The 20556-nt window shown below is 62.9% G+C and carries 20 protein-coding genes; 9 read left to right on the forward strand and 11 right to left on the reverse strand.

Translation table 11 applies throughout. From position 1 onward, the window contains the following. Positions 1-21: 21 nt before the first annotated feature. Complete coding sequence (locus ATC00_RS28775) at positions 22-927, reverse strand: VOC family protein (RefSeq protein WP_064255309.1); 906 nt, start codon at positions 925-927, stop codon at positions 22-24. A 400-nt stretch (positions 928-1327) separates the two neighbouring features. Between ATC00_RS28775 and ATC00_RS28780 the strand changes: the two genes are divergently transcribed. Both ATC00_RS28780 and ATC00_RS28785 read left to right on the forward strand, forming a co-directional pair. Further along, positions 1328-2443, forward strand: coding sequence for an alcohol dehydrogenase catalytic domain-containing protein (locus ATC00_RS28780; protein WP_064255310.1), 1116 nt, complete (start codon positions 1328-1330; stop codon positions 2441-2443). A gap of 68 nt (positions 2444-2511) precedes the next feature. Beyond that, positions 2512-3051: a cupin domain-containing protein gene (locus ATC00_RS28785; RefSeq protein WP_064255311.1), complete on the forward strand. Its 540-nt coding sequence runs from the start codon at positions 2512-2514 to the stop codon at positions 3049-3051. Positions 3052-3164: 113 nt separating this feature from the next. Here the strand turns inward: ATC00_RS28785 and ATC00_RS28790 are convergent, their stop codons facing one another. Beyond that, positions 3165-5726, reverse strand: coding sequence for a GcvT family protein (locus ATC00_RS28790; protein ID WP_064255312.1), 2562 nt, complete (start codon positions 5724-5726; stop codon positions 3165-3167). A gap of 362 nt (positions 5727-6088) precedes the next feature. Between ATC00_RS28790 and ATC00_RS28800 the strand changes: the two genes are divergently transcribed. The 4 genes from ATC00_RS28800 to ATC00_RS28815 are packed head-to-tail and all read left to right on the forward strand — an operon-like array spanning position 6089 to position 9964. Next, a complete protein-coding gene (locus tag ATC00_RS28800; RefSeq protein WP_064255314.1) occupies positions 6089-7051 on the forward strand; it encodes an aliphatic sulfonate ABC transporter substrate-binding protein in 963 nt (320 codons plus the stop codon). 27 nt (positions 7052-7078) lie between these two features. Next, on the forward strand, positions 7079-8248 hold the full coding sequence (gene ssuD / locus ATC00_RS28805; RefSeq protein WP_037387774.1) for an FMNH2-dependent alkanesulfonate monooxygenase: 1170 nt from the start codon (positions 7079-7081) through the stop codon (positions 8246-8248). A 54-nt stretch (positions 8249-8302) separates the two neighbouring features. Next, positions 8303-9139: an ABC transporter permease subunit gene (locus ATC00_RS28810; protein ID WP_064255315.1), complete on the forward strand. Its 837-nt coding sequence runs from the start codon at positions 8303-8305 to the stop codon at positions 9137-9139. Positions 9140-9148: 9 nt separating this feature from the next. After that, complete coding sequence (locus ATC00_RS28815; RefSeq protein WP_064255316.1) at positions 9149-9964, forward strand: ATP-binding cassette domain-containing protein; 816 nt, start codon at positions 9149-9151, stop codon at positions 9962-9964. A 20-nt stretch (positions 9965-9984) separates the two neighbouring features. Here ATC00_RS28815 and ATC00_RS28820 read toward each other — a convergent pair whose 3' ends face one another. Next, positions 9985-11445, reverse strand: coding sequence for an FAD/NAD(P)-binding protein (locus tag ATC00_RS28820; RefSeq protein WP_064255317.1), 1461 nt, complete (start codon positions 11443-11445; stop codon positions 9985-9987). 164 nt (positions 11446-11609) lie between these two features. Here ATC00_RS28820 and ATC00_RS28825 point away from each other — a divergent pair, with 164 nt between their 5' ends. From ATC00_RS28825 to ATC00_RS28835, 3 genes are all read left to right on the forward strand, one after another. After that, a complete protein-coding gene (locus ATC00_RS28825; RefSeq protein ID WP_082912606.1) occupies positions 11610-12158 on the forward strand; it encodes a flavin reductase family protein in 549 nt (182 codons plus the stop codon). Positions 12159-12284: 126 nt separating this feature from the next. Further along, entirely contained in the window at positions 12285-12470 is a 186-nt protein-coding gene (locus tag ATC00_RS28830; protein ID WP_037387765.1) for a hypothetical protein, read from the forward strand. A 171-nt stretch (positions 12471-12641) separates the two neighbouring features. Next, a complete protein-coding gene (locus ATC00_RS28835) occupies positions 12642-13622 on the forward strand; it encodes an acyl-CoA dehydrogenase family protein (protein ID WP_064255318.1) in 981 nt (326 codons plus the stop codon). 8 nt (positions 13623-13630) lie between these two features. Here ATC00_RS28835 and ATC00_RS28840 read toward each other — a convergent pair whose 3' ends face one another. The 8 genes from ATC00_RS28840 to ATC00_RS28875 form a co-directional block, all read right to left on the reverse strand. Further along, positions 13631-14086, reverse strand: coding sequence for an RrF2 family transcriptional regulator (locus ATC00_RS28840; protein ID WP_037387763.1), 456 nt, complete (start codon positions 14084-14086; stop codon positions 13631-13633). Positions 14087-14323: 237 nt separating this feature from the next. Further along, complete coding sequence (locus tag ATC00_RS28845) at positions 14324-14680, reverse strand: cytochrome C oxidase subunit IV family protein (protein ID WP_037387761.1); 357 nt, start codon at positions 14678-14680, stop codon at positions 14324-14326. A gap of 10 nt (positions 14681-14690) precedes the next feature. Further along, positions 14691-15413: a heme-copper oxidase subunit III family protein gene (locus tag ATC00_RS28850; protein ID WP_037387759.1), complete on the reverse strand. Its 723-nt coding sequence runs from the start codon at positions 15411-15413 to the stop codon at positions 14691-14693. 12 nt (positions 15414-15425) lie between these two features. Next, positions 15426-16124, reverse strand: coding sequence for a cytochrome c oxidase subunit 3 (locus ATC00_RS28855; RefSeq protein WP_064255319.1), 699 nt, complete (start codon positions 16122-16124; stop codon positions 15426-15428). Next, the gene (gene ctaD / locus ATC00_RS28860; protein WP_082912607.1) at positions 16121-17902 is read right to left on the reverse strand and encodes a cytochrome c oxidase subunit I; all 1782 of its coding nucleotides are present in this window, start codon (positions 17900-17902) and stop codon (positions 16121-16123) included. The genes ATC00_RS28855 and ctaD overlap by 4 nt, the downstream gene beginning before the upstream one ends. Before the next feature lie 33 nt (positions 17903-17935). Further along, positions 17936-18775 (reverse strand): cytochrome c oxidase subunit II, encoded by an 840-nt coding sequence (locus tag ATC00_RS28865; protein ID WP_037387754.1) that lies wholly within the window; start codon positions 18773-18775, stop codon positions 17936-17938. A 137-nt stretch (positions 18776-18912) separates the two neighbouring features. Next, positions 18913-19299, reverse strand: coding sequence for a c-type cytochrome (locus ATC00_RS28870; protein WP_037387752.1), 387 nt, complete (start codon positions 19297-19299; stop codon positions 18913-18915). 184 nt (positions 19300-19483) lie between these two features. Beyond that, positions 19484-20551: an ABC transporter ATP-binding protein gene (locus ATC00_RS28875; protein ID WP_064255320.1), complete on the reverse strand. Its 1068-nt coding sequence runs from the start codon at positions 20549-20551 to the stop codon at positions 19484-19486. Positions 20552-20556 lie beyond the last annotated feature (5 nt).

Here is a 20556-nt window from a genome sequence, read left to right on the forward strand (position 1 = left end):
TGGCTTTCACCTCGGTCTGGATCAGGCGATCTTGGCGAAGGGGTGGAAATATTCGCGCCATTCGAGCGGCGCCGGCGTGCCCCAAACATTCATGGCGCGCACATTGCCCGGCCGCTCGAGATTGGTGATGACATTGGCGGTGAAATCGGCGTCGTCGGCGATCTGCGCCATCACGCCCGAGCATTCGATCATCATGCCGCTGGCGTCGGTGTAATAGGCGTAGGTGTTATCGCCGGGGCGGTGGCGGCCCGGTCCCCACAGGAGCTGCCGGTCGAACTGGTCGAGAATATCGCCGAGGCGCAGATATTGGTTGAATTCGAGGAACTCGAAGGAAACATGGTGAAGACCGGCGGCTTTGCCCTTCACCAGTCCCAGCACGTGGTGCTGGCGATTGCCGCCATACATCCAGCTCAGGCTGTCATTGACCATCCGTTCGGACAGTTTCATGCCGCCGATCGCCTCGAGTTGGGCGCGAGTGGCCGCAGGGTCGGGGGTGATCAGGTTGATGTGGTCGATCCGGTTCGGCCCGACGCCCTTGGTCGGATAGCGCCGGCCATAGGTCTTGTTGCGGATTGGCGTGTGGACTTCGAAGCGCAGCCCCTCCGGCGTGGCAAAGGTTACGCCTTCGGCAATGCAGTCGAGGCTAGGCTCCCGGGCGAGGATCCGGCATCCGGCGGCCTCGACGCGCGAGGCGGCCTCGGCGACCAGTTCGGGCCTCAAGGCCTCGAGACCGATAGTATGGGCGGAATTTTCGTCGGCATGAACCAGAACCAGCTCCGCGGCCCGGCCGTTCGAGCTCAGCCAAGTCTGGCGATCGTCTTGATGCGTGACGTGCAGGCCGAGGATGTCCGTTGCATCCACAAGGACCGCCTGCGGATCGGTGACATTGACCTTCATGTGCCCGACGGCGTGCACAATATGCGTCATGGCTTCCTCCTCAAGTCTGAAATCGGTTGCTGCCCTTCTGATACCGCATATGTCGGGCGGCGGCAAGATATTTCGAAATAATATTGATTATCGAAAATACACGAAGGCGGCGCTTTCTGGGTACGTCGGGCAGGGCTCGCCCACTGGTCGATGGCCAAGAAGCACCAACGTGTTGGTCGATGGGGAAGAAACCTGTCACTGCAGCGGACATGTTTTGCAAACGCATTCCTATACGGCTTCAAAGTCCGCGAAGCGCACAATCCGACATAGGCAGCGATGCCATGTGACGCCCAAATTTTACGAAATCAGTTGAAATTTCGAAAATACTGGGATAAGAAATGCCCAGGCGGAGGAGCGCCGAGCCCTTTCGGGAGCCAGTTTCGTATTCGAGGAGGACTTCATGACCATTTCGCAAACAATGACTGCCGCGCGCATGCATACTGTCGGCGGCGAGCTCCGGCTTGAGACGCTGGAAACGCCGAAGCCTGGCGATATGGATGTGCTGGTGCGGGTCAAGGCCTGCGGCATCGTGCCGAATCTCGGCAATATCCTAGCCAATTGGACGACCTGGTTCCCGCATATGCCGCTGCCGCCGCTGCCTGCCGTGTTCGGTCTCGATCCGGCCGGCGAAGTCGCCGCTTTGGGGCGGCAGGTGCACGGTCTGAAGCCCGGTGATCGGGTCTACGTCAATCCCGGCCGGAGCTGCGGCTCATGCCGCCACTGCCGCCGCGGCGACCCGATCTCCTGCAAGCACTATGCGTTCCAGGGCTATTTCGGTTTTTCCGAGCACGCCATGCAGACCTTCGCCGACTATCCGATCGGCGGCTTGAGCGAGTATATGGTTGCGCCGGTCTCCGCGATCGTGAAGATCCCCGACCATATGGACTATGGGCAGGCGGCACGCCTCGGCTATCTTGGCACCGCCTATTCGGCACTGAAGAAGGTCAATGCCGGACCCGGCGACACGATCCTCGTCAACGGCATCAGCGGCACGCTCGGCATCGGTGCGGCGATTTTCGGCCTCGCCATGGGCGTCAACAAGATTCTCGGCACCGGGCGCGACAAGGCACTTCTCGAAGAGATCAAGGCGCTGGCGCCGAACCGTGTCGAGGTCTTCTCGATCGCCGATGGCAGCGTCACCGATTTCGCCATGAAGCATACGGACGGCGAGGGCGTCGACGCCTTTCTCGATTGCCTCGGCCCGGGCGGGCTGCACGAAACCTTCCGCCAGGGATTGCTGAGCCTGCGCCGTGGCGGTATCGCCGTCGATATCGGCGCGATCGCCGGGCCTGTGGAAATCGACGTTCACCGGCTGATGGACCGCAATCAGCGGCTATACGGTTCGGCTTGGCTGACGACGGCGGAAGGGCAGGAAATGGCCGATATGGTCGGTTCCGGCGTCGTCGATCTGTCGCTTCTGGAAACGCAGAGTTATCCTCTTTCGGAGGTCAACTCGGCGATCTCCGGCATCGCCCAGCGTCACGGCGGCTTTTCGAACTATGTGATCTGCCCTTGATATTCGGAATGTCCGACGCTGCCCGCCGGGCATTCCACACCAAACGACCTAATGGCTTGGAGGAAGTCATGACTTTCAGACGCGTGGTAACCGCGAAGAATGCCGACGGCAAATCGGTGGTCGTCAGCGACGGGGCATCGCCCCGGGAGGTGGCGCTCAAGCACACGCCGGGTTTCATCTCCGCGCCGATCTGGACAACCGCTGGTGTTCCGTCGCTGCCATATGACGGCGAGGACCCGATGGCGAGCGACGGAACCCTGCTGCAGCCGGCCGGCGGCTCGACCTTTCTGATCGTCACCTTTCCCCCGGATGCGGTGATGATGTCGCCGGAATTCCAGCCCGCTCTTGCGGGCGCGGAGCACTTGGCGGCCGCACCGGGCATCGCCGAAACCTTCGAGGTGGATAGTCCCGGCATGCACACGACGCCGACCATGGATTACGGCGTAGTGCTCAGCGGTCGGATCACGCTCGAGCTTGATGACGGCGCAACGGTGGCTCTTGCCACCGGAGACAGTGTGGTTCAGCACGGCACGCGCCACGCCTGGCGCAACCCGAACAGCGAGCCGGCGACCGTCGCCTTCGTGCTGATCGGCGCTGACACCCGGTAGACGCGGACGATTGCACGGCCTCGGCCAAGCGGCGGGGGACTGCCCACGAAAAAGCGGGCCTTTCCGGCTGGAAGGCTCGCTTTTCTTCATCGCGAAAAAAGTCCTTCGGAACGTCAGCTGCGCGGCTTGAGGTTTTCCGGGTCGTAGAGCGGTTTGTAGCCGACGCCTGCGACTTCGACCGGATAGGTCTCGGCGAAATATTCGACGTTCAGCTTGCGACCTTCCTGGCAATAGGCCCAGGGCAGATAGGCGAGCGCGATGTTCTTGCCGATCGTCGGGCCGTAGGCGATGGAGGTGGTGTAGGAGCGGCGGCCGAGTTCGTCGATCAGCACCTCACCGGTTTCGGGGTCCATGACCGGCAGGTTGCCGACCGGGTAGCGCTTCACGCCGTTCCTGTCGGTGTTCTCCGTCATGACCAGCGTGCAGAGCATGGCGGGCTGGTGCTCGCGCGCCTTGTATTCCAGATGCTTCGCCTTGCCGCGGAAGTCCGCTTCCTTGACCTTCGGACGGGCAAGGTCGGCCTCAATGAGGTTGTACTGGGTGAGAAGGTCGGCGTTCTGCAGGCGCAGACTCTTTTCCATGCGGCGCGAATTCGCATAGGTCTCGACGCCGAAGGCCATGACGCCGGTGGCGCGCAGCGCATCCCAGACCGCCAGGCCGTCCTCGTACTTCATGTGCAGTTCCCAGCCTTGCTCGCCGACATAGGAGATGCGGAAGGCGGAGACCGGCTTGCCGGCGATCTCGATCGGCGTGATCGCGGCGAAGGGGAAGTTCTGGGGATCGAGGCCGGCCGGATCGGCAACCACCTTCTTCAGCGTCTCGCGGGCATTGGGCCCCCAGATGCCGATGGTGATGAACTTTTCCGAAACGTCCGTGATGGTGACGTCGAGACCGCGGTCTTCGGCGACGCGGCGCATGTAGTGGAAGTCGCGCGGGCCGGCATCGGCGCCGTTTACGAGGCGGCAGCGGTCGGCCATGCGGAAGACGGTGAAGTCGGCCCTGACCATGCCCTCGTCATCGAGGAAGTGGGTATAGATGCCCTTGCCGATATTGCCGTCTCCGCCGATCTTGGCGGCGCAGAGCCATTCGAGAAGCTCGACGTGGTCCGGACCTTCGATGTCGACCATGTGGAAGTGCGAGAGGTTGACGATGCCGCAATCCTCGCTCATCGCCAGATGCTCGGCATTGGAGACGCGCCAGAAATGGCGGCTGTCCCACTCGTTCTCGCGCACCGGAACGCGGTTGCCGTATTTTTCCAGGAGGTGCTCATTGGCGGCATAGCCGTGGGCGCGCTCCCAACCGCCGAGTTCCATGAAGTAGCCGCCGAGCTCCTTCTCGCGCTCGTAGAAGGGCGAGCGCTTGACGTTGCGGCTGCTCGCATAGGGTTCACGCGTATGCACGGCCGGGAAGTAGATCTTCTGCGCCGCCTCGAAGCAGCGGTTCTCGATGAACTTCTCCTCGAGCTGGTGCGGGTAGAAGCGGGCATAGTCGATCGAGGCATGGTCGATCTCGGTGCGCCCGTCCGTCATCCAGTCGGCGATCAGCTTGCCATAGCCCGGGCCGTCCTTCACCCAGATGGCGACGCAGTACCAGAGGCCACGCACCTTCTGGCTTTCGCCGCAGGAGGGGCCACCGGCGGCCGATACCTGCAGCAGGCCGTTGAAGGAGTGGCCTTCGTTATAGCCAAGCTCGCCGAGGATCGGCGTCAGCTCCATGGCGCGCTCGAGCGGTTCGATGATCTGCTCCATTTCGAGGTCGCGCTGCGAGGGCGACAGGCGTGCCTCGTGCTTTTCGAGAATGTCGCGCGGATGGCAGAGGCGCGGATTGGTGGCCTCGTAATAGCCCCACTCGATCTGGCCGCCTTCGGTGGTCTTTGGGTCGCCGGTGTCGCGCATATAGGCGGAGTTGCCCTGATCGCGCAGCAGCGGGAAGCCGATTTCCTTGCCGGTGCCTTCGAATTCGTTATAGGGGCCGAAGAAGGTCAGCGGATGGTCAACCGGCATGACCGGCAGGTCTTCGCCGACCATTTCGGCGATCAGGCGACCCCAGATGCCGGCGCAGACGATGACATGATCGGCCATGATCGTGCCGCGATGCGTGACGACGCCCTTGATGCGGCCGTTCTCGACGAGGAGCGACGTTGCCGGCGTATTGCCGAAGACCTGCAGCTTGCCGGACTTTTCCGCCGTATCGACCAGCTTGCCGGCGACCGTCTGCGAGCGCGGGACGACGAGGCCGGCATCCGGATCGAACATGCCGCCCATGACCTGATCTTCCTCGATCAGCGGGAACATCTTCTTGATTTCGGCCGGCGAGACATAGTGCGCGCGGGTGCCGAAGGCCTTGGCGGAGGAAAGCTTGCGCTTGATCTCCTCCATCCAGACGTCATCGCCGGTGCGTGCGACTTCCAGGCCGCCGATGCGGGCGTAGTGACCCATCCTCTCGAAGAAGTCGATCGAATATTGCGTCGTCCAGACCGAGAGAAAGTCGTGGCTCGTCGTGTAGCAGAAGTCCGAGGCATGCGCCGTTGAGCCGATGTCGGTCGGGATGCCCGACTTGTCGATGCCGACGATATCGTCCCAGCCACGCTCGATCAGGTGATGGGCGATCGATGCGCCAACGATGCCACCCAGACCGATGATTACGACCTTCGCCCTTTGCGGAAACTCTGCCATTGCTTGCGACCCTAGTTGGTATGGAAGCCGGATATTAGATTTTGCGGCGACGCGAGTTGAGCCTGTCTACGACATAATCATCGTGCTGCACGACCAGAGCCATGCGGTAGCGGATGGCAACGCCGGAGGCTAGGGGGTAACGCAGGCGCATCGAATATGCTGCTCAAGAAGGCGGATTGCGCCAAAAGGCTGCCGGTTCGCTTTCTGGAGTTGCAGCAATCCATTCGCGTCTTGCGTCGGAGAGTGACGATAATCTCCACCGGTCGGGAACTCTTTGGAAAAAGTTTCCTTAGTAAATTTATATACTATCTTATCATTCTGCCGAACTGCATTGTTCTTCAGCGACAAGACAGAGGTGGAAGATGATCACTCGCAGACAGACCCTCGCGCTCATCGGCGCCACCGCCGCGGCCTTGAGTGCACCGAACATCCGGCCGGCAAGGGCGGCAAAGGAGTTTCGTATCGGCTGGCAGAAGAACGGCGTGCTCGCCTTGGCGAAGCGCACCGGCGCGCTCGAGAAGCGACTTGGCGAACGCGGCCTGACGGTGAGCTGGGCCGAGTTCACTTCGGGTCCGCCGCTCCTCGAGGCACTTGGCGCCGGCTCGCTCGACTTCGGTCCGACCGGCGACGTCCCGCCGCTCTTCGCCCAGGCGGCCGGGGCCAATCTTCTTTATGTCGGAAGCTACAAGGGTACGGCATCGGGCTCCGCCATCCTCGTGCCGAAGGATTCGCCGATCGCCGCGATCGAGGATCTGAAGGGGAAGAGGATCGCTTTCAAGCGCGGTTCCAGCGCGCATAACTTCACCGTCAAGGCGCTGCGCTCGGTTGGCCTGACGACCGACGACATCGAAGCGGCCGATCTTGCTCCGCCGGATGCGGCGGCCGCCTTCAAGACCGGCGGTATCGACGCCTGGGCGATCTGGGATCCCTATTTTGCCGTTGCCCAGGCGGACCCGCAGACACGAGTCCTGATCACGGCGGAAGGCATCGTCGACAGCTGGAGCTTCTTCTTCGGAAATAGCGATTTCACCGCCTCCGAGCCGGAGGTCATCGCGGATGTGATCGATGAACTCTCCAAGGTCGGAGCCTGGGCGCAGGCCAATCTCGACGAGACCGTTCCGGCGCTCGCGCAGATCACGGGCATTCCAGCCGAGGTTACGCGTACGATCCTGACGCGAAAGGGCGCCGACCTCAGCAAGGTGGCGACGCTGTCGGACGAGGCACTCACCTACCAGCAGGCGCTGGCAGACGAATTCCATGGCCTCGGCATCCTGCCGAAGACGCTGACGATCGCCGACGTCGCCTGGCGACCGAAGGCAAGCTGAAATGGCGCACGCTGAAAGGATCAGACCATGACAAATACAGACAAACCGCTTGATTTCCTCTGGTTCATCCCGACCTCCGGCGATGGGGCCTATCTCGGCTCCGATGATCTGAGCCGCCCTGCGGATATCGGCTATTTTCGCGAGATCGCCACGGCAGCGGACCGGCTGGGTTATTCCGGCGTCCTCATTCCGACCGGGATCGCCTGCGAGGAATCCTTCATCCTTGCAGCACACCTCGCGGCCTCCACGGAGAACCTGAAGTTTCTCGTGGCCATACGACCCGGCATCGCTTCGCCCGCCTATTACGCGCGGCTCGCCGCGACGCTTGACCGCGTCTCGAGGGGGCGGCTGCTCCTCAACATCGTCGCGGGCGGAAGCGCCAAGGAGCTTGCCGGCGACGGCGTCTTCCTGCCGCACGACGAACGCTATGCGCATGCAGAGGAGTTCTTCCAGGTTTTCAATCAGCTCCTCGAGACGGGCAAGGCGCATCTCGACGGCAAATACATCAAGGCGCACGACGCGCACCTGGGCTTCCCGCCGGTGCAGGAGCCGCGCCCGCCACTCTATTTCGGCGGATCATCGGATGCCGCGATCGAATTTTCGACGGGCGTGGTCGACAAATACCTGACCTGGGGCGAGACGCCGGCCCAGGTCGCGGAAAAGATCGCCACGGTCCGCAAGGCGGCTGCCGCCAAGGGGCGGGAGGTGACCTTCGGCATTCGCCTGCACCTGATCGTCCGCGAGACCGACGAGGAGGCTTGGGCCGCCGCCGACAAACTGATCTCCAAGCTCTCCGACGAGACGATTGCCGCAGCCCAGGAAGGATTTGCGAAAAACTCCGATTCCGTCGGCCAGGCCCGCATGCGGGCGCTGCACGGCGGGCGGCGCGACAGGCTCGAAGTATCGCCTAACCTTTGGGCCGGCATCGGCCTTGTCCGCTCGGGCGCCGGCACCGCGCTTGTCGGCTCGCCGAAGACGGTGGCCGCCCGTCTCCGGGAATACCAGGAAATCGGTATCGATACGGTGATCGCCTCCGGTTATCCCCATCTCGAGGAGGCCTATCGGGTTTCCGAACTGCTGTTCCCCGAGATCGGCCTTGCTGGTCCGCGCAACCAGGTCCGCTCGTCCTTCGGCGAGCGGCCGCTTTTCGCTGGCGGCGGCCATGGAGGCAATCTGCGGGTCGTCGCCGGCTCCTGATCCCGAACGCGAAATCCGTGCGGGCCGCGCTCGCCAATCGAGAAGGAGAAGAATATGACCGCATACGACGTTGCAAGCGATCGCCCGCGGCAAAGACGGAGCTGGGTCTTGCCGGCCCTACCGGCGCGGCGGATCCGTCTGGAGTGGCTCTTGCCCTATGCCGTGCCGATCGTCCTGGTTCTGGTGTGGCAGTTATTTTCGTCGCTCGGCTGGATTTCGACGCGGATCATGCCGGCGCCGACGGATGTGGCAGCCGCCTTCGTCGAGCAATTGCTCTCCGGCGCGCTGCTTCATAACGTGGCAGTTTCGGGCGCGCGCGCCCTGGCCGGACTTATCGTCGGCGGAACGATCGGCCTGCTGCTTGGCATTACGAACGGCGTCTCCAAGCTTTCCGAGCAACTGACGGATACCTCGCTGCAGATGCTCAGGACCATTCCGCATCTGGCCATGATCCCGCTGGTGATCCTCTGGTTCGGGATCGGCGAGGAATCGAAGCTGTTCCTCACGTCCTTGGGCGTGCTCTTTCCGGTCTATCTCAACACCTTTCACGGTGTCAGGAACGTCGATCGCGAGCTGATCGAGATGGGCCGGATCTATGGAATGAGCGGCTGGACGCTGTTCAGGAAAGTCATCCTGCCCGGCGCCCTGCCTTCGATATTCGTCGGACTGCGTTATGCGCTCGGCATCATGTGGCTGACACTCATCGTCTCGGAGTCGATCGCCGCATCATCCGGGATCGGCCATATGGCGAACCAGGCGCGTGAATTCATGATGACGGACGTGGTGGTCCTGTCGCTGCTCATCTACGCGGCGCTCGGCAAGCTCGCCGACGTGATTGCGAGGGCCCTGGAGCGTAATGCCCTATCCTGGAACCCGGTCTATCAGAAATAGGAGGCCAGCATGAGCGGCTATGTCAGCAGGTTCGAGCGGCGCCAAGGCACTGTCGAACCCTTGGGAGAACAGGGGCGAACGGTCTCCGCCGCAGCGACCGAAGCGGTCTCGATCGAGCTGCGGCGGGTCGAGCAATCCTTCGGTCAAAACCGGGTCCTTCGTGGCATCGACCTTGACGTCCCGGCCGGGCAGTTCCTGGCGATCGTCGGCAAGAGCGGCTGCGGCAAGAGTACCTTGTTGCGCCTGCTCGTCGGGCTGGACCGCCCGGCCGCCGGCTCGCTTCGCTTCGCCGACCGATCGGGAAACACGGTGGAGGCCAATGCGCGCATCGTCTTCCAGGAGCCTCGGCTGCTTCCCTGGGCGAGGGTGGTCGACAATGTGGCGGTCGGCCTCGGCCAGGTTATCGACAAGGATACGGCACGCGTGAAAGCGCTAATGGCGCTGGACGACGTACAATTGACCGACAAGGCGGATCAATGGCCGGCACGGCTCTCCGGCGGCCAGCGGCAACGGGTGGCGCTCGCTCGCTCGCTCGTCAGCCGCCCCGGTCTGCTGGTCTTCGACGAACCGCTCGGGGCGCTCGACGCATTGACGCGCATCACGATGCAGGAACTTGTCAGCCGGGTCTGGCGGGAGTTGGGATTCACTGCGGTCCTGGTCACCCATGATGTCAGCGAGGCGGTGCATCTGGCCGACCGGGTGATTGTCCTCGATGGCGGCAAGGTGGCGCTCGATCTCGAAATTCCGACGGAGCATCCGCGTCGCCATGGCGATCCGGATCTCGCCGTCGTCGAGCGCCGCCTGCTGGATGCCATCCTCGGCTGACGACGCCCGGGCCTTGCCGGCTACAGCGATCGGATCGTGATCGTCCGAGTCGTGGCGAAGCGCATCGCCAGGACTTGCTGGACGATCCTTTCCGCCTGGGCGGCGATCTCCGGCACGCCTGTGAGTTCGCCGAAGGCGCCGCGCGCCAGCGGCCCGGCGATGAACAGATCCTCGACAGGATAGCCGTCCCGCGCCACGGCCCGGCTGTCTTCATCGCATGCGATGCCGAGGCCGTGCGGGTCCTTCCTCAGGAGGCCGGAGCCTTCCATATCGGCAAGACAGCTTTGGCTGCCGATCACGTTGCCATGGTCGGGTCCGGTCGCCGCGATGATCCACCGTGCAGCGTGGCGCACCACAATTCCGTGCGGCTTCGTCGCAATATCGACGACAATTTCCGCGTGGCCCGGCCGGACCGCGACGATCCGACCCGCACGGCTTCGCAGTCGGCCGGCCGCTCTTTCGCGCTCGACGAGTTCGGCGATCTGCGGCGACATGCGAAAACGGTGCGCTTCGAAGCGCCGGCGAAGATGGCGCAGGACGCGACGCTGTTCGACGAGCGGCAATGCCTGCCAGATGGCTTGGCCCTGGTGCCGCAGGGCGTCGAAGACGCTCTGCCAGGGCAGGCCGGCTTCCGTCACCTCCTCAAGGGCGAAGCGCACCCGCTCGAGAAGCGAAAGGGCGGTGTTCGGCACACCGATAAGGAAGTCGCCATGCGGCGCGAAATCACCGGACGCCTGGGGCTGTGGCAACTGTCCCGTTCGCGAAAGGAGCGTCACCTCCGCGCAATGGCCTTTCGCGCGCAAGACACCCAGGGCGTCGAGCGCCGTCAGGCCGGCACCGACAACGAGGACCTTATCGTCCGGCCCTATCGCCTGGAGGGCGCCGGACGGTAAAGGGTCCGATATCAAGCGAGCGTCACCGCCGAGACTGTCGGAAAGCAGGTCCGGCGGTGTCGGCGGCGGATGGCCGGTCGCGATCACGACGATATCGGACTGCACCGATGCACCACGATCTCCCTCGATCTGCCAGCGGCCGTGCCGGCGGCAAATCCGCTCGGCGCGCTCGCGCACATGCCTGACGCTTCCCCTGTCGAGGAAAGGCTGGATCTGCTCGGCCATGAACGCTGCGAAATCGGCCCGGCGCGCATAGATCCCGCCATCCCCCACGGCATCCGGGTCCAGATCGAGACGGCCCGAGGCCGACAGCCAATGGACGAAGGCTTGCGGGTCGCCGGGCACGGCGCGCATCCGGTGGGCCGCGACGTTGAGGCGGAGCGACGGATTACGGGTACCGTAGGCCAAGCCGCCGCCAAGACCGGCGCGGGACTCGAAGACGACGATGTCGTCAGGTCCATATTGGCCGTTCACGGCAAGAAGGCGGGCAAGGCTTGCTCCGGTGAAGCCTCCGCCGATGATTGCTACTCTGCTGGTGGTCGGAGCCGGCGTGACATCCTTCGGCAGTGGCAGCGTTATTCTCAGCATTCCGATCTCCCTTCGGTTGGAGCGGCGGCTTTGAAGTGCCTCGTGCGAGGGCTAGTCATATTTTCTATAAAATATATAGACTAAAGAATCCGATGTCTACGGGGGCCGCGCCGTCGCTGTTACCAATCGGGAGACCGTGGATGTGCCGAGCAGAGGAGCGAAAAATGTCGGTTCAGCCTTCAGTACGAGCCTTCGAGATCGAGGAGAGCGCCAGCCGGTCCACGAACCGGCCGGCCGATGCCGACAGTCTGAAGGCGGCATTGCGCGTCTTGGGCGGCGGCGTCAGCATCATAACCGCGGGAGAAGGGGAGGCGCGGACCGGGGCGACCGTCACCTCGGCCACCGCCCTCTCGGTCGAGCCGCCGCGTATGCTCGTCTCCCTCAATCGTGCGTCATCGACGTGGCCGGTCGTCGAGCGGTTCGGTCATTTCTGCGTCAATATCGTCGGCGAACAGCACGAGTTCCTCGCCAACCAGTTCGCCGGCCGTGGCGGGCTCAAGGGGCCGGACCGCTACCGTGGCGGCGAATGGACCCGCCTTGCCAGCGGCGCGCCGGTGCTTCAGGATGCGGTGGCGGCGATCGACTGCGAGGTGGAAGAGGCAATCGAAAGGCACAGCCACGCAATCGTGCTCGGCCGTGTGGTCGGCATCCGTATTGGCGGGGGTGAAACCCTGATCTATCGGGAGGGCCGGTATTTTGCACTGTCCCGATAGGGCATTCGTCGAGCGATGTGTCGAGCACTTGTAATGCACAGTTTACATCGAAATTATTGACGAACGAGCAGAATGCGGCGACACTGCGCGCCGACCCATGAGGGGCTCAACGGGAGGAACGCCGAAATGCCGCTCGGTATTGTGAACTTCTCCTTCGATCTGTTCGCACCTTGGCGCGAGCAGTTTCGTATCCGCTCCGAAAGCGCACCGAGGAAAGCTGCCGACGAGCCAAGGACCGACATGGTCGACCGCAGCGACGAGGAGCAGGAGCGCCGGCAGGCCCTGTTCTGGGGACTGTTCCCGGTTCTCTAAGGCGGAATGGCAAGCGATGTATGCGGCCTCTGTGCAGATCGCAGCCCGGCCAATGGAATGGAGCCTCGCCGCGAGCCATCATCCTACGACGCCGCGCCTAATGTCGGACGCGCCGCCTTTGCGATCGATTCGCCGGTTCCAGCTGAGCCCGCATCAGTAAGGATGCACGAGATGGGGTCCATTACACATCTGCATGAGCGTCTTCGGCCGGTGCCGCTTAGCATAGCGTCCGACGAGGAGGTATTGACGGCGGCCGGCGAGCTCGTGGCGCTTGGCGCCGAGGCTCCCGCCATTGTCCTGGCGGACGCGCTGGTGCGGTCCGGCCTGCTCGCGATCTCCATCCCCTCCGATTTCGACGGTGCGGACGTATCGAACGGGCTGATAGCCGAGGCCGTGTCGAAGATCGCCGAAGTCCAGCCCGCTGCGGCCGGTGCCCTCGTTCATCATTATCGCGCCCTCGAATTGGTCCGCAATGCAGGCAGCGAGGAACAGCGGCGCAGCATCTATGCGCATGTGGCATCGGGTGAGAGGCTGTCGGCCGCAGGCCCGAGCGATCAGGGCACACCACGCTACGTCCCCGACGGCATCGGCTTCAAGTTGACCGATGCGCTCGAGGCCGCCTGTCTCGGTGAACCGGATTGGTTTGCCATTCTGGCGCAGAACGAGGTTGAGGCGTCGAGCCTCTTGCTCGTCCAGCGCGGCTGCACGGAAACCCACGTCGTGCGTACCGGCGAGCCGGCACTTTATCGACTCGGCGAGGCGCACGTGCCGGCCGACTCGGTGCTTGTCCTCAATCGCGATGCGCTTCTGCTTGCCCGATCGCTCGGAACGATCTTGCAGGCGGCGATCGTCCTTGGCGAGAAGCGCCGGCAACTGGCCGGCAATTTGTGCATGTGGCGCGACGGCCGGGCTTCGAGCGACCGGCCCTGGGACGAGCGGATTGGACGGTTCCAGGTTGAGATCGAGACATTGGCGGCGTTGATCGATCGGGCGTCGACGGCTCTCGACCTCGCGCAGGTGAACTCCACGCCAGCCGGCATTGCCGTCGTGGTCAGGCTAGCGACAACGATCGAGATCGCCTTTCCGTCGGAAGGCACGCGCGGTACCGGGCACCTGCTCGCCGAGCTCGGGCGCATGCTGTTCACCGACTGAACGCGGGCTTACTCGCCGGCGATGAGCGCTTCCTCGACCGTCTTCGTCCGGTCCTTCGAGACGAACTGCGCAAGCGTCATGTTGTCGAGGATGGTGGCGATGGCGTCGCGAACCTCCGTCATCGACAGGCGAACCTGACAGCCGACCGGATCGTTGCAATCGTCGCAGGCTTCGAAGGCCGTGCGGCTCGCACAGCGGATCGGAGCAAGCGGACCGTCGAGCGCGCGGATGACCTGGCCGATCATGATCTCCGTGGCAGGCTTCGACAGCGAATAGCCGCCATTGGGGCCCTTCTTCGAGCGCAGGATGCCGGTGTTGCGCAGTTCCAGGAGGATGGTGTCGAGGAACTTCTTCGGAATATTGTTGCGCGTCGCAATCTCGGTGACGAACGCGGTTTCTCCAGGACCAAGGCGCGCCAGATCAACAAGCGCCTTCAATCCGTACTTGCCTTTTTTCGTAAGCATTGTGGGACTCGAATGGTGTCGATCGCGCACGCGCCGGATGGCGCGCAGGCACGTCTATTATTTCTTACTAAGTAAATAGTTTTTGGTGAATTAATCTGCAAGCCAGTTTCACTGGAACTGGTACTCCACGGCGATGAATTTTAAGTCACTCCCGTAAGAATCCTTGATTTGACCTCTGTCGCAGGCGGCGTGTGCCAAAAAAGCGGATATTGCGCCCTCATTTGCTCGCCTCGACAGTCAGGGCCCTGTGCCGAAGAAGGCGAGGCGGGTGAACAGGACGTAGTTCGACTCCGATACCATCAGCGCCACGAAGACCAGGACCAAGAGCGGCGGCAGGAGGATGGCATAGGTGAGCGCGAGCCGTTCCCAGGCCATGTGCATGAACACCGCCACGATCAATCCGGCCTTCAGCATCATGAAGATCAGGATCAGCGACCAGCGGAGATAGCCCTCAAGACCGAAATAATCGACCAGATAGGAAAAGGCGCTGAGCACGAAGAGCAGGCCCCAGACCAGGAGGTAGAGCTTGATCGGGTGCTGCTGCTGTTCCGCATGTGCAGCATGTTGCGCGGCGTGAACCTCTGCATGAGCCATGGTGCCCTCCTCACCAGAGATAGAAGAATGCGAAGATGAAGACCCAGACCAGGTCGACGAAGTGCCAGTAGAGGCCGGTGATCTCGACGATCTCGTAGCGGCCCTTGCGGCTGGTGAAGAAGCCGCGCCGCTCCGTGTCGTAATCGCCGCGCCAGACCTTGCGGGCGACGATCAACAGGAAGATGACGCCGATGGTGACATGGGTGCCGTGGAAACCGGTGATCATGAAGAAGGAGGAGCCGAATTGCGCTGCGCCCCAGGGATTGCCCCAGGGCCGCACGCCTTCGGCGATCAGCTTCGACCACTCGAATGCCTGCATGCCGACGAAAGTGGCGCCGAACAGGGCGGTCACCAGCATGAGGATTGCGGTCTTCCGGCGGTCGCGGCGATAACCGCAATTGACGGCCATCGCCATGGTGCCGCTCGACGAGATCAGCACGAAGGTCATGATCGCGATCAGGATCAGCGGCATATGCGTTCCGCCTATTTCGAGAGCGAAGACCTCGCTGGGGTTCGGCCAGGGAACGGTGGTCGACATGCGCGCTGCCATGTAGGCGAGCAGGAAACAACCGAAGACGAAGGTGTCGCTGAGGAGAAAGATCCACATCATGGCCTTTCCCCAGGAGACGTTCTTGAAGGTGCGCTGGTCCGAGGCCCAGTCCGACGCCAGCCCGGCCAACCCGGCCGGGCGGGGAAGCGTATCTGCTGCGGGGGTCTTGATCGGGGCAGACATTGTCAGCGGTTCCTATGTCAGGAGTTGGCGGCAGAAATCGACGACGTCGCTGGCCCAGCCGGAAAAGAGGGCGAAGAGCACCAGCCAGACGAACAGCATGAAATGCCAGTAGATGGCGCAGAGCTCGACCGTCAGCCGCATTCTGCGGTCGAGCGGTCCGCCCCAGGCGCGCAGAGTGAGCCTGCCGAGCGCGACAAGTCCGCCGACGATGTGCAGGCCGTGCATGCCGGTCAACAGGTAGAAGAAGCTGTTGGCGGGGTTTCCGGCGAGCAGATACCCGGCAGCCGTCAACTCGCGCCAGGCGAAAAGCTGTCCGACGAGGAAGGCGAGGCCACCGGCGAGGGCGGCGAGCAGGGCGGTTCTGGTTGCCTCGTCATCGCGCCTCTCAGCCTCGACCTTTGCCCGGTGCAGCGTAACGCTGCCGACGGCAAGGATGCCGGTATTGACCCAGAGCAGAGCCGGCAGAGGCAGGGAGCCCCAGTCGGACGAGGCCATGCGCATGAAATAGGCGCTGATGGCGAGCGAGAAGAGCGCACCGACAACACCGAGGAAGACACCAAGACCGATTTTTGCCGCCGGCAACGGCGCGCCGCTCCGGCGGTCATAGCGGTGGCCGACCTCCAGCCAGGGCCGTGATGCCAGCCGCTGCTGGGCGAGCCACCAGACGATGACTGCAGCGACCAGCGTGAGGAAGATTACAGCGACGCTCATGACGCCGTCTCGTGGGTGACGAGCCCCGGCGTCGGCTGGTTCTGCGGGATGAAATCCTCGGGCGCTCCCGGGACGCTGTAATCGTAAGCCCAGCGATAGACCACCGGCAGTTCCTTGCCCCAGTTGCCGTGCGGCGGCGGCGTCTCCGGCGTTTGCCATTCGAGCGTCGTCGCCCGCCACGGATTGCCGCCGGCTTCGCGACCGTGGCGCAGGCTCCAGGCGAGATTGAAGAGGAAGACGATCTGGGCGGCGCCGACGATCAGCGCCATGACGCTGATGAAGGCATTGAGGCTATGGACCGACTCCTGCACGAATGCCATTTCGCCGAGTTCGTAGTAGCGGCGCGGCACGCCGACGAGGCCGACATAGTGCATCGGGAAAAAGATCAAATAGGCGCCGACGAACGTGACCCAGAAATGGATCTGCCCGAGCGCCTCATTGAGCATGCGCCCGGTGATCTTCGGGTACCAATGGTAGATCGCGCCGAAGATGACCATGATCGGTGCCACGCCCATCACCATGTGGAAATGCGCAACGACGAACATCGTGTCGGAGAGAGGCACGTCGACGACGACGTTGCCGAGGAAGAGGCCCGTCAGCCCGCCATTGACGAAGGTGACGATGAAGCCGAGCGCGAAGAGCATCGGCAGGGTGAGGTGGATGTTGCCGCGCCACAGCGTCAGCACCCAATTGTAGACCTTGATCGCCGTCGGCACGGCGATGATCAGAGTCGTGGTGGCGAAGAAGAAGCCGAAATAGGGATTCATCCCGCTCACATACATGTGGTGGGCCCAGACGATGAAGGAGAGGCCGCCGATGATGACGATCGCCCAGACCATCATGCGGTAGCCGAAGATGTTCTTGCGCGCATGGGTGCTGATGAGATCGGAAACGATGCCGAAGGCGGGCAGCGCGACGATATAGACCTCAGGGTGGCCGAAGAACCAGAAGAGATGCTGGAACAGGATCGGACTGCCGCCGCCATGCTGCAACTGCTCGCCCATTTCGACGATCGCCGGCATGAAGAAGCTGGTGCCGAGCAGCCGGTCGAACAGCATCATGACGCAGGCGACGAACAGCGCGGGGAAGGCGAGCAGCGCCATCACGGTCGCCGTGAAGATGCCCCAGACGGTCAGCGGCAGGCGCATCAGCGTCATGCCGCGCGCGCGGCCCTGGAGCACGGTGACGACATAGTTGAGGCCGCCCATGGTGAAGCCGATGATGAAGATGATCAGCGACGAGAGCATCAGGATGATGCCCCAGTCCTTGCCGCCCGGCGTGCCGGAAAGCACCGCCTGCGGCGGATAGAGCGTCCAGCCGGCCCCGGTCGGTCCACCGGGAGCAAAGAAGCTCGCCACCAAGACCAAGACGGCGAGCAGGTAAATCCAATAGCTCAGCATGTTGGCGTAGGGGAACACCATGTCGCGGGCGCCGACCATCAGCGGAATGAGATAATTTCCGAAGCCGCCGAGGAAGAGCGCCGTCAAGAGGTAGATCACCATGATCATGCCGTGCATGGTGATGAACTGGTAATAGGCATCGGCATCGATAAAATCGAATGTGCCGGGAAAGCCGAGCTGCAGGCGTATCAGCCAGGACAGTACCAGCGCCACCATGCCGATGGCAATGGCGGTCGTCGCATACTGAATGGCGATGATCTTCGCATCCTGGCTGAAGACGTAGCGCGTCCACCAGCTATGCGGATGATAGAGCTCAACATCCTCGACTTCGGGAGGCGGAAGCGCCTCGCCAATACCGGACCGGACGTCGACCATCATAATCCTCCCCAGGTTGCTACTGCACGGCGCCTCCTACCGCGCCGCTGCGGCGGCAATCGTTGCCGCCGGGCTCGTTTCGGACGATGCGGATAGTTGCGAAAAACTCTGCTGCTCGGCGAGCCAAGCCTGATAGTCTTCCTCGGTGTCGACCACGACGGTGCCGCGCATCTGCGGATGGCCGACGCCGCAGAGCTCGGCGCAGAGGATTTCGAAGGTGCCGGTGCGCGTCGGGGTGAACCAGAAATAGGTCACCATGCCCGGCACCATGTCCATCTTGGCGCGAAATTCCGGCACGTAGAAATCGTGCAGCACATCGACGGAGCGGAGCAGGACCTTGACGGGCTTGCCGATGGGAAGGTGAAGCTCGCCACCCTCGATGATCAGATCGTCAAGGCTGGCGGCGTCATTGCGGTTGAGGCCGAGCGTATTTTCAGGGGTGATGTCGCGCGTTTCGCTCGTGCCGAGCCGCCCGTCGGCGCCGGGAAGCCGGAAGCTCCACAGCCATTGCTGGCCGATCACCTCCACTTCCGCTGCGTCCTGAGGGACGGTAATGTACTGGTTCCAGACGAACAGGCCGGGCGCCAGCATCGCGGCGACGCCGAGCGTCGTGCTCGTCGCCAGCCAGCCTTCGAGTTTCCTGTTCTCGGGCTCATAGGCGGCCGTGTTGCCGGGCCGGTGGCGGAAGCGCAGCACGCAATAGGCCATGAACAGGACCACGGCGGTAAAGGCGATGCCGGTGATCCAGAAGGTTATGATGATGGTATTGTCTATGTAATTCCAGTTGGAGGCGATCGGCGTCCACCACCAAGGACTGAGCAAATGGAACAACACTGATCCGGCGGCCAACAGAACCAGAATCACTACCACCGCCATTTTCTGTCCCTCCCCGCCGCGATTGGCCGTGAGACGAATACGCAATCCGCGGCGTTCCGATCAGAATTATTGCACGAACGGATAATACTGGCAAATCCTCGGTAAGGCGAAGAATTCTGCCTTGCCGGGAGACGCTCCTATTTGGGGTGTTGCTTGAGATAGGCGATCACATTGACGATCTCTTCGTCCTTCTTGAGGCCGGGGAAGACCATCTTCGTGCCTTTGACCTTGGCTTTGGGATCCCGGAGATACTCGTGTAGCGTCGCCTCGTCCCAGACGAGCCCGTTCTTGCCCGCATCGACCATGGCATTCGAATATTTAAAATCCGCATGCGTGCCGGCGGTTCGGCCGATGACACCCATGAGCGACGGCCCGACCCTATTCTGATCCTTGTCCACGACGTGGCAGGCGGAGCATTTCTTGAAGACGGTGGCGCCAGCCTCGGCGTCGCCCTCCTGCGCCTGGCCGACGGCCGGACAGAGAAGGAGTGCGGAAAAGGACAGGGCAACAACTGCAATTCGCATGATACTTCCCCAATTTCGCCCGGCGCGGGCAAAGAAGAGTATCGTCATTCAGGGCTTTGGCGGTGCTTGCTCTCTAAGAATGCGCGCCGGAGCGGTTGATACTTGCGACAGAAAAGAAGCTAGTCCTCGCTGGGGAGAAGTCAATTGCTCCTTCGGGATAGCGTGTGGAGGGATAGGCAACCCGTCAGACGCGGTTACCCTCGCTGTCGAAGAAATGCAGGCTGTGCGCCGGGAAATGGACGGGGACGGTGCCGGAGGCCGTCAGGAAGGAGCGATCGTTGGTGAAGACCTTGAAGCCTGCCCGCCCGAGCGAGAGGTGCAGGATGATGCCGAAGCCGGTCGGCTCGACGAGGTCGACGGTGGCAAGCAGCGTCTCCGGCCCATGGCCGGCAAGCACGATGTGCTCGGGGCGAATGCCAAGCGTTGCTTGGGCGTTGTTCGCAAGCGGGGGAGGGGCGTCGAGGGGAATTCCGATGTCCCCGGCGATTTCGAACAGAGGCCTATCGCCAGCGCGACTCGTCCCCTCGAAAAAGTTCATGCCGGGCGATCCGATGAAGCCGGCAACGAAGAGATTGGCGGGGCGATCATAGAGGTCGAGGGGGCTGCCGACCTGCTGGACGACGCCGGCATTCATGGCGACGATCCGGTCGGCGAGCGTCATCGCCTCGATCTGGTCATGCGTCACGTAAATCGAGGTGGCGCCGAGATCCTTGTGCAGCTTCTTGATTTCGGCGCGCATCTGCTCGCGCAGCCGTGCGTCGAGATTGGAGAGCGGCTCGTCGAAGAGGAAGGCTTTCGGCTGGCGCACGATGGCGCGGCCCATCGCGACGCGTTGGCGCTGACCGCCGGAAAGCGCCTTCGGCCTTCGCTCCAGCAGCGGCTCCAAACCGAGCTTGGCGGCGGCACCCGTCACGACGGTTGCGATCCTCTCCTTCGGCGTCTTGCGAAGCCTCAGGCTGTAGCTCATGTTCCGGGCGACCGACATGTGCGGATAGAGCGCGTAGGACTGGAAGACCATGGCGATGTCGCGATCCTTTGGCGCGAGCTCATTCACCCGCTTGCCGGCGATGCGGATCTCGCCGCCGGTTACGCTTTCAAGCCCCGCAATCATCCGCAGCAAGGTCGACTTGCCGCAACCGGACGGGCCGACCAGCACGACGAATTCGCCGTCGCGGATCTTGAGGTCGACGTCGTGCAGGACGGGGTGGACGCCGTAGGATTTCTGGATATTGGCGATGTCGATGGAAGCCATGAGCA

Origin of the sequence: Sinorhizobium americanum (assembly GCF_001651855.1) — a bacterium.
Classification (GTDB): domain Bacteria; phylum Pseudomonadota; class Alphaproteobacteria; order Rhizobiales; family Rhizobiaceae; genus Sinorhizobium; species Sinorhizobium americanum.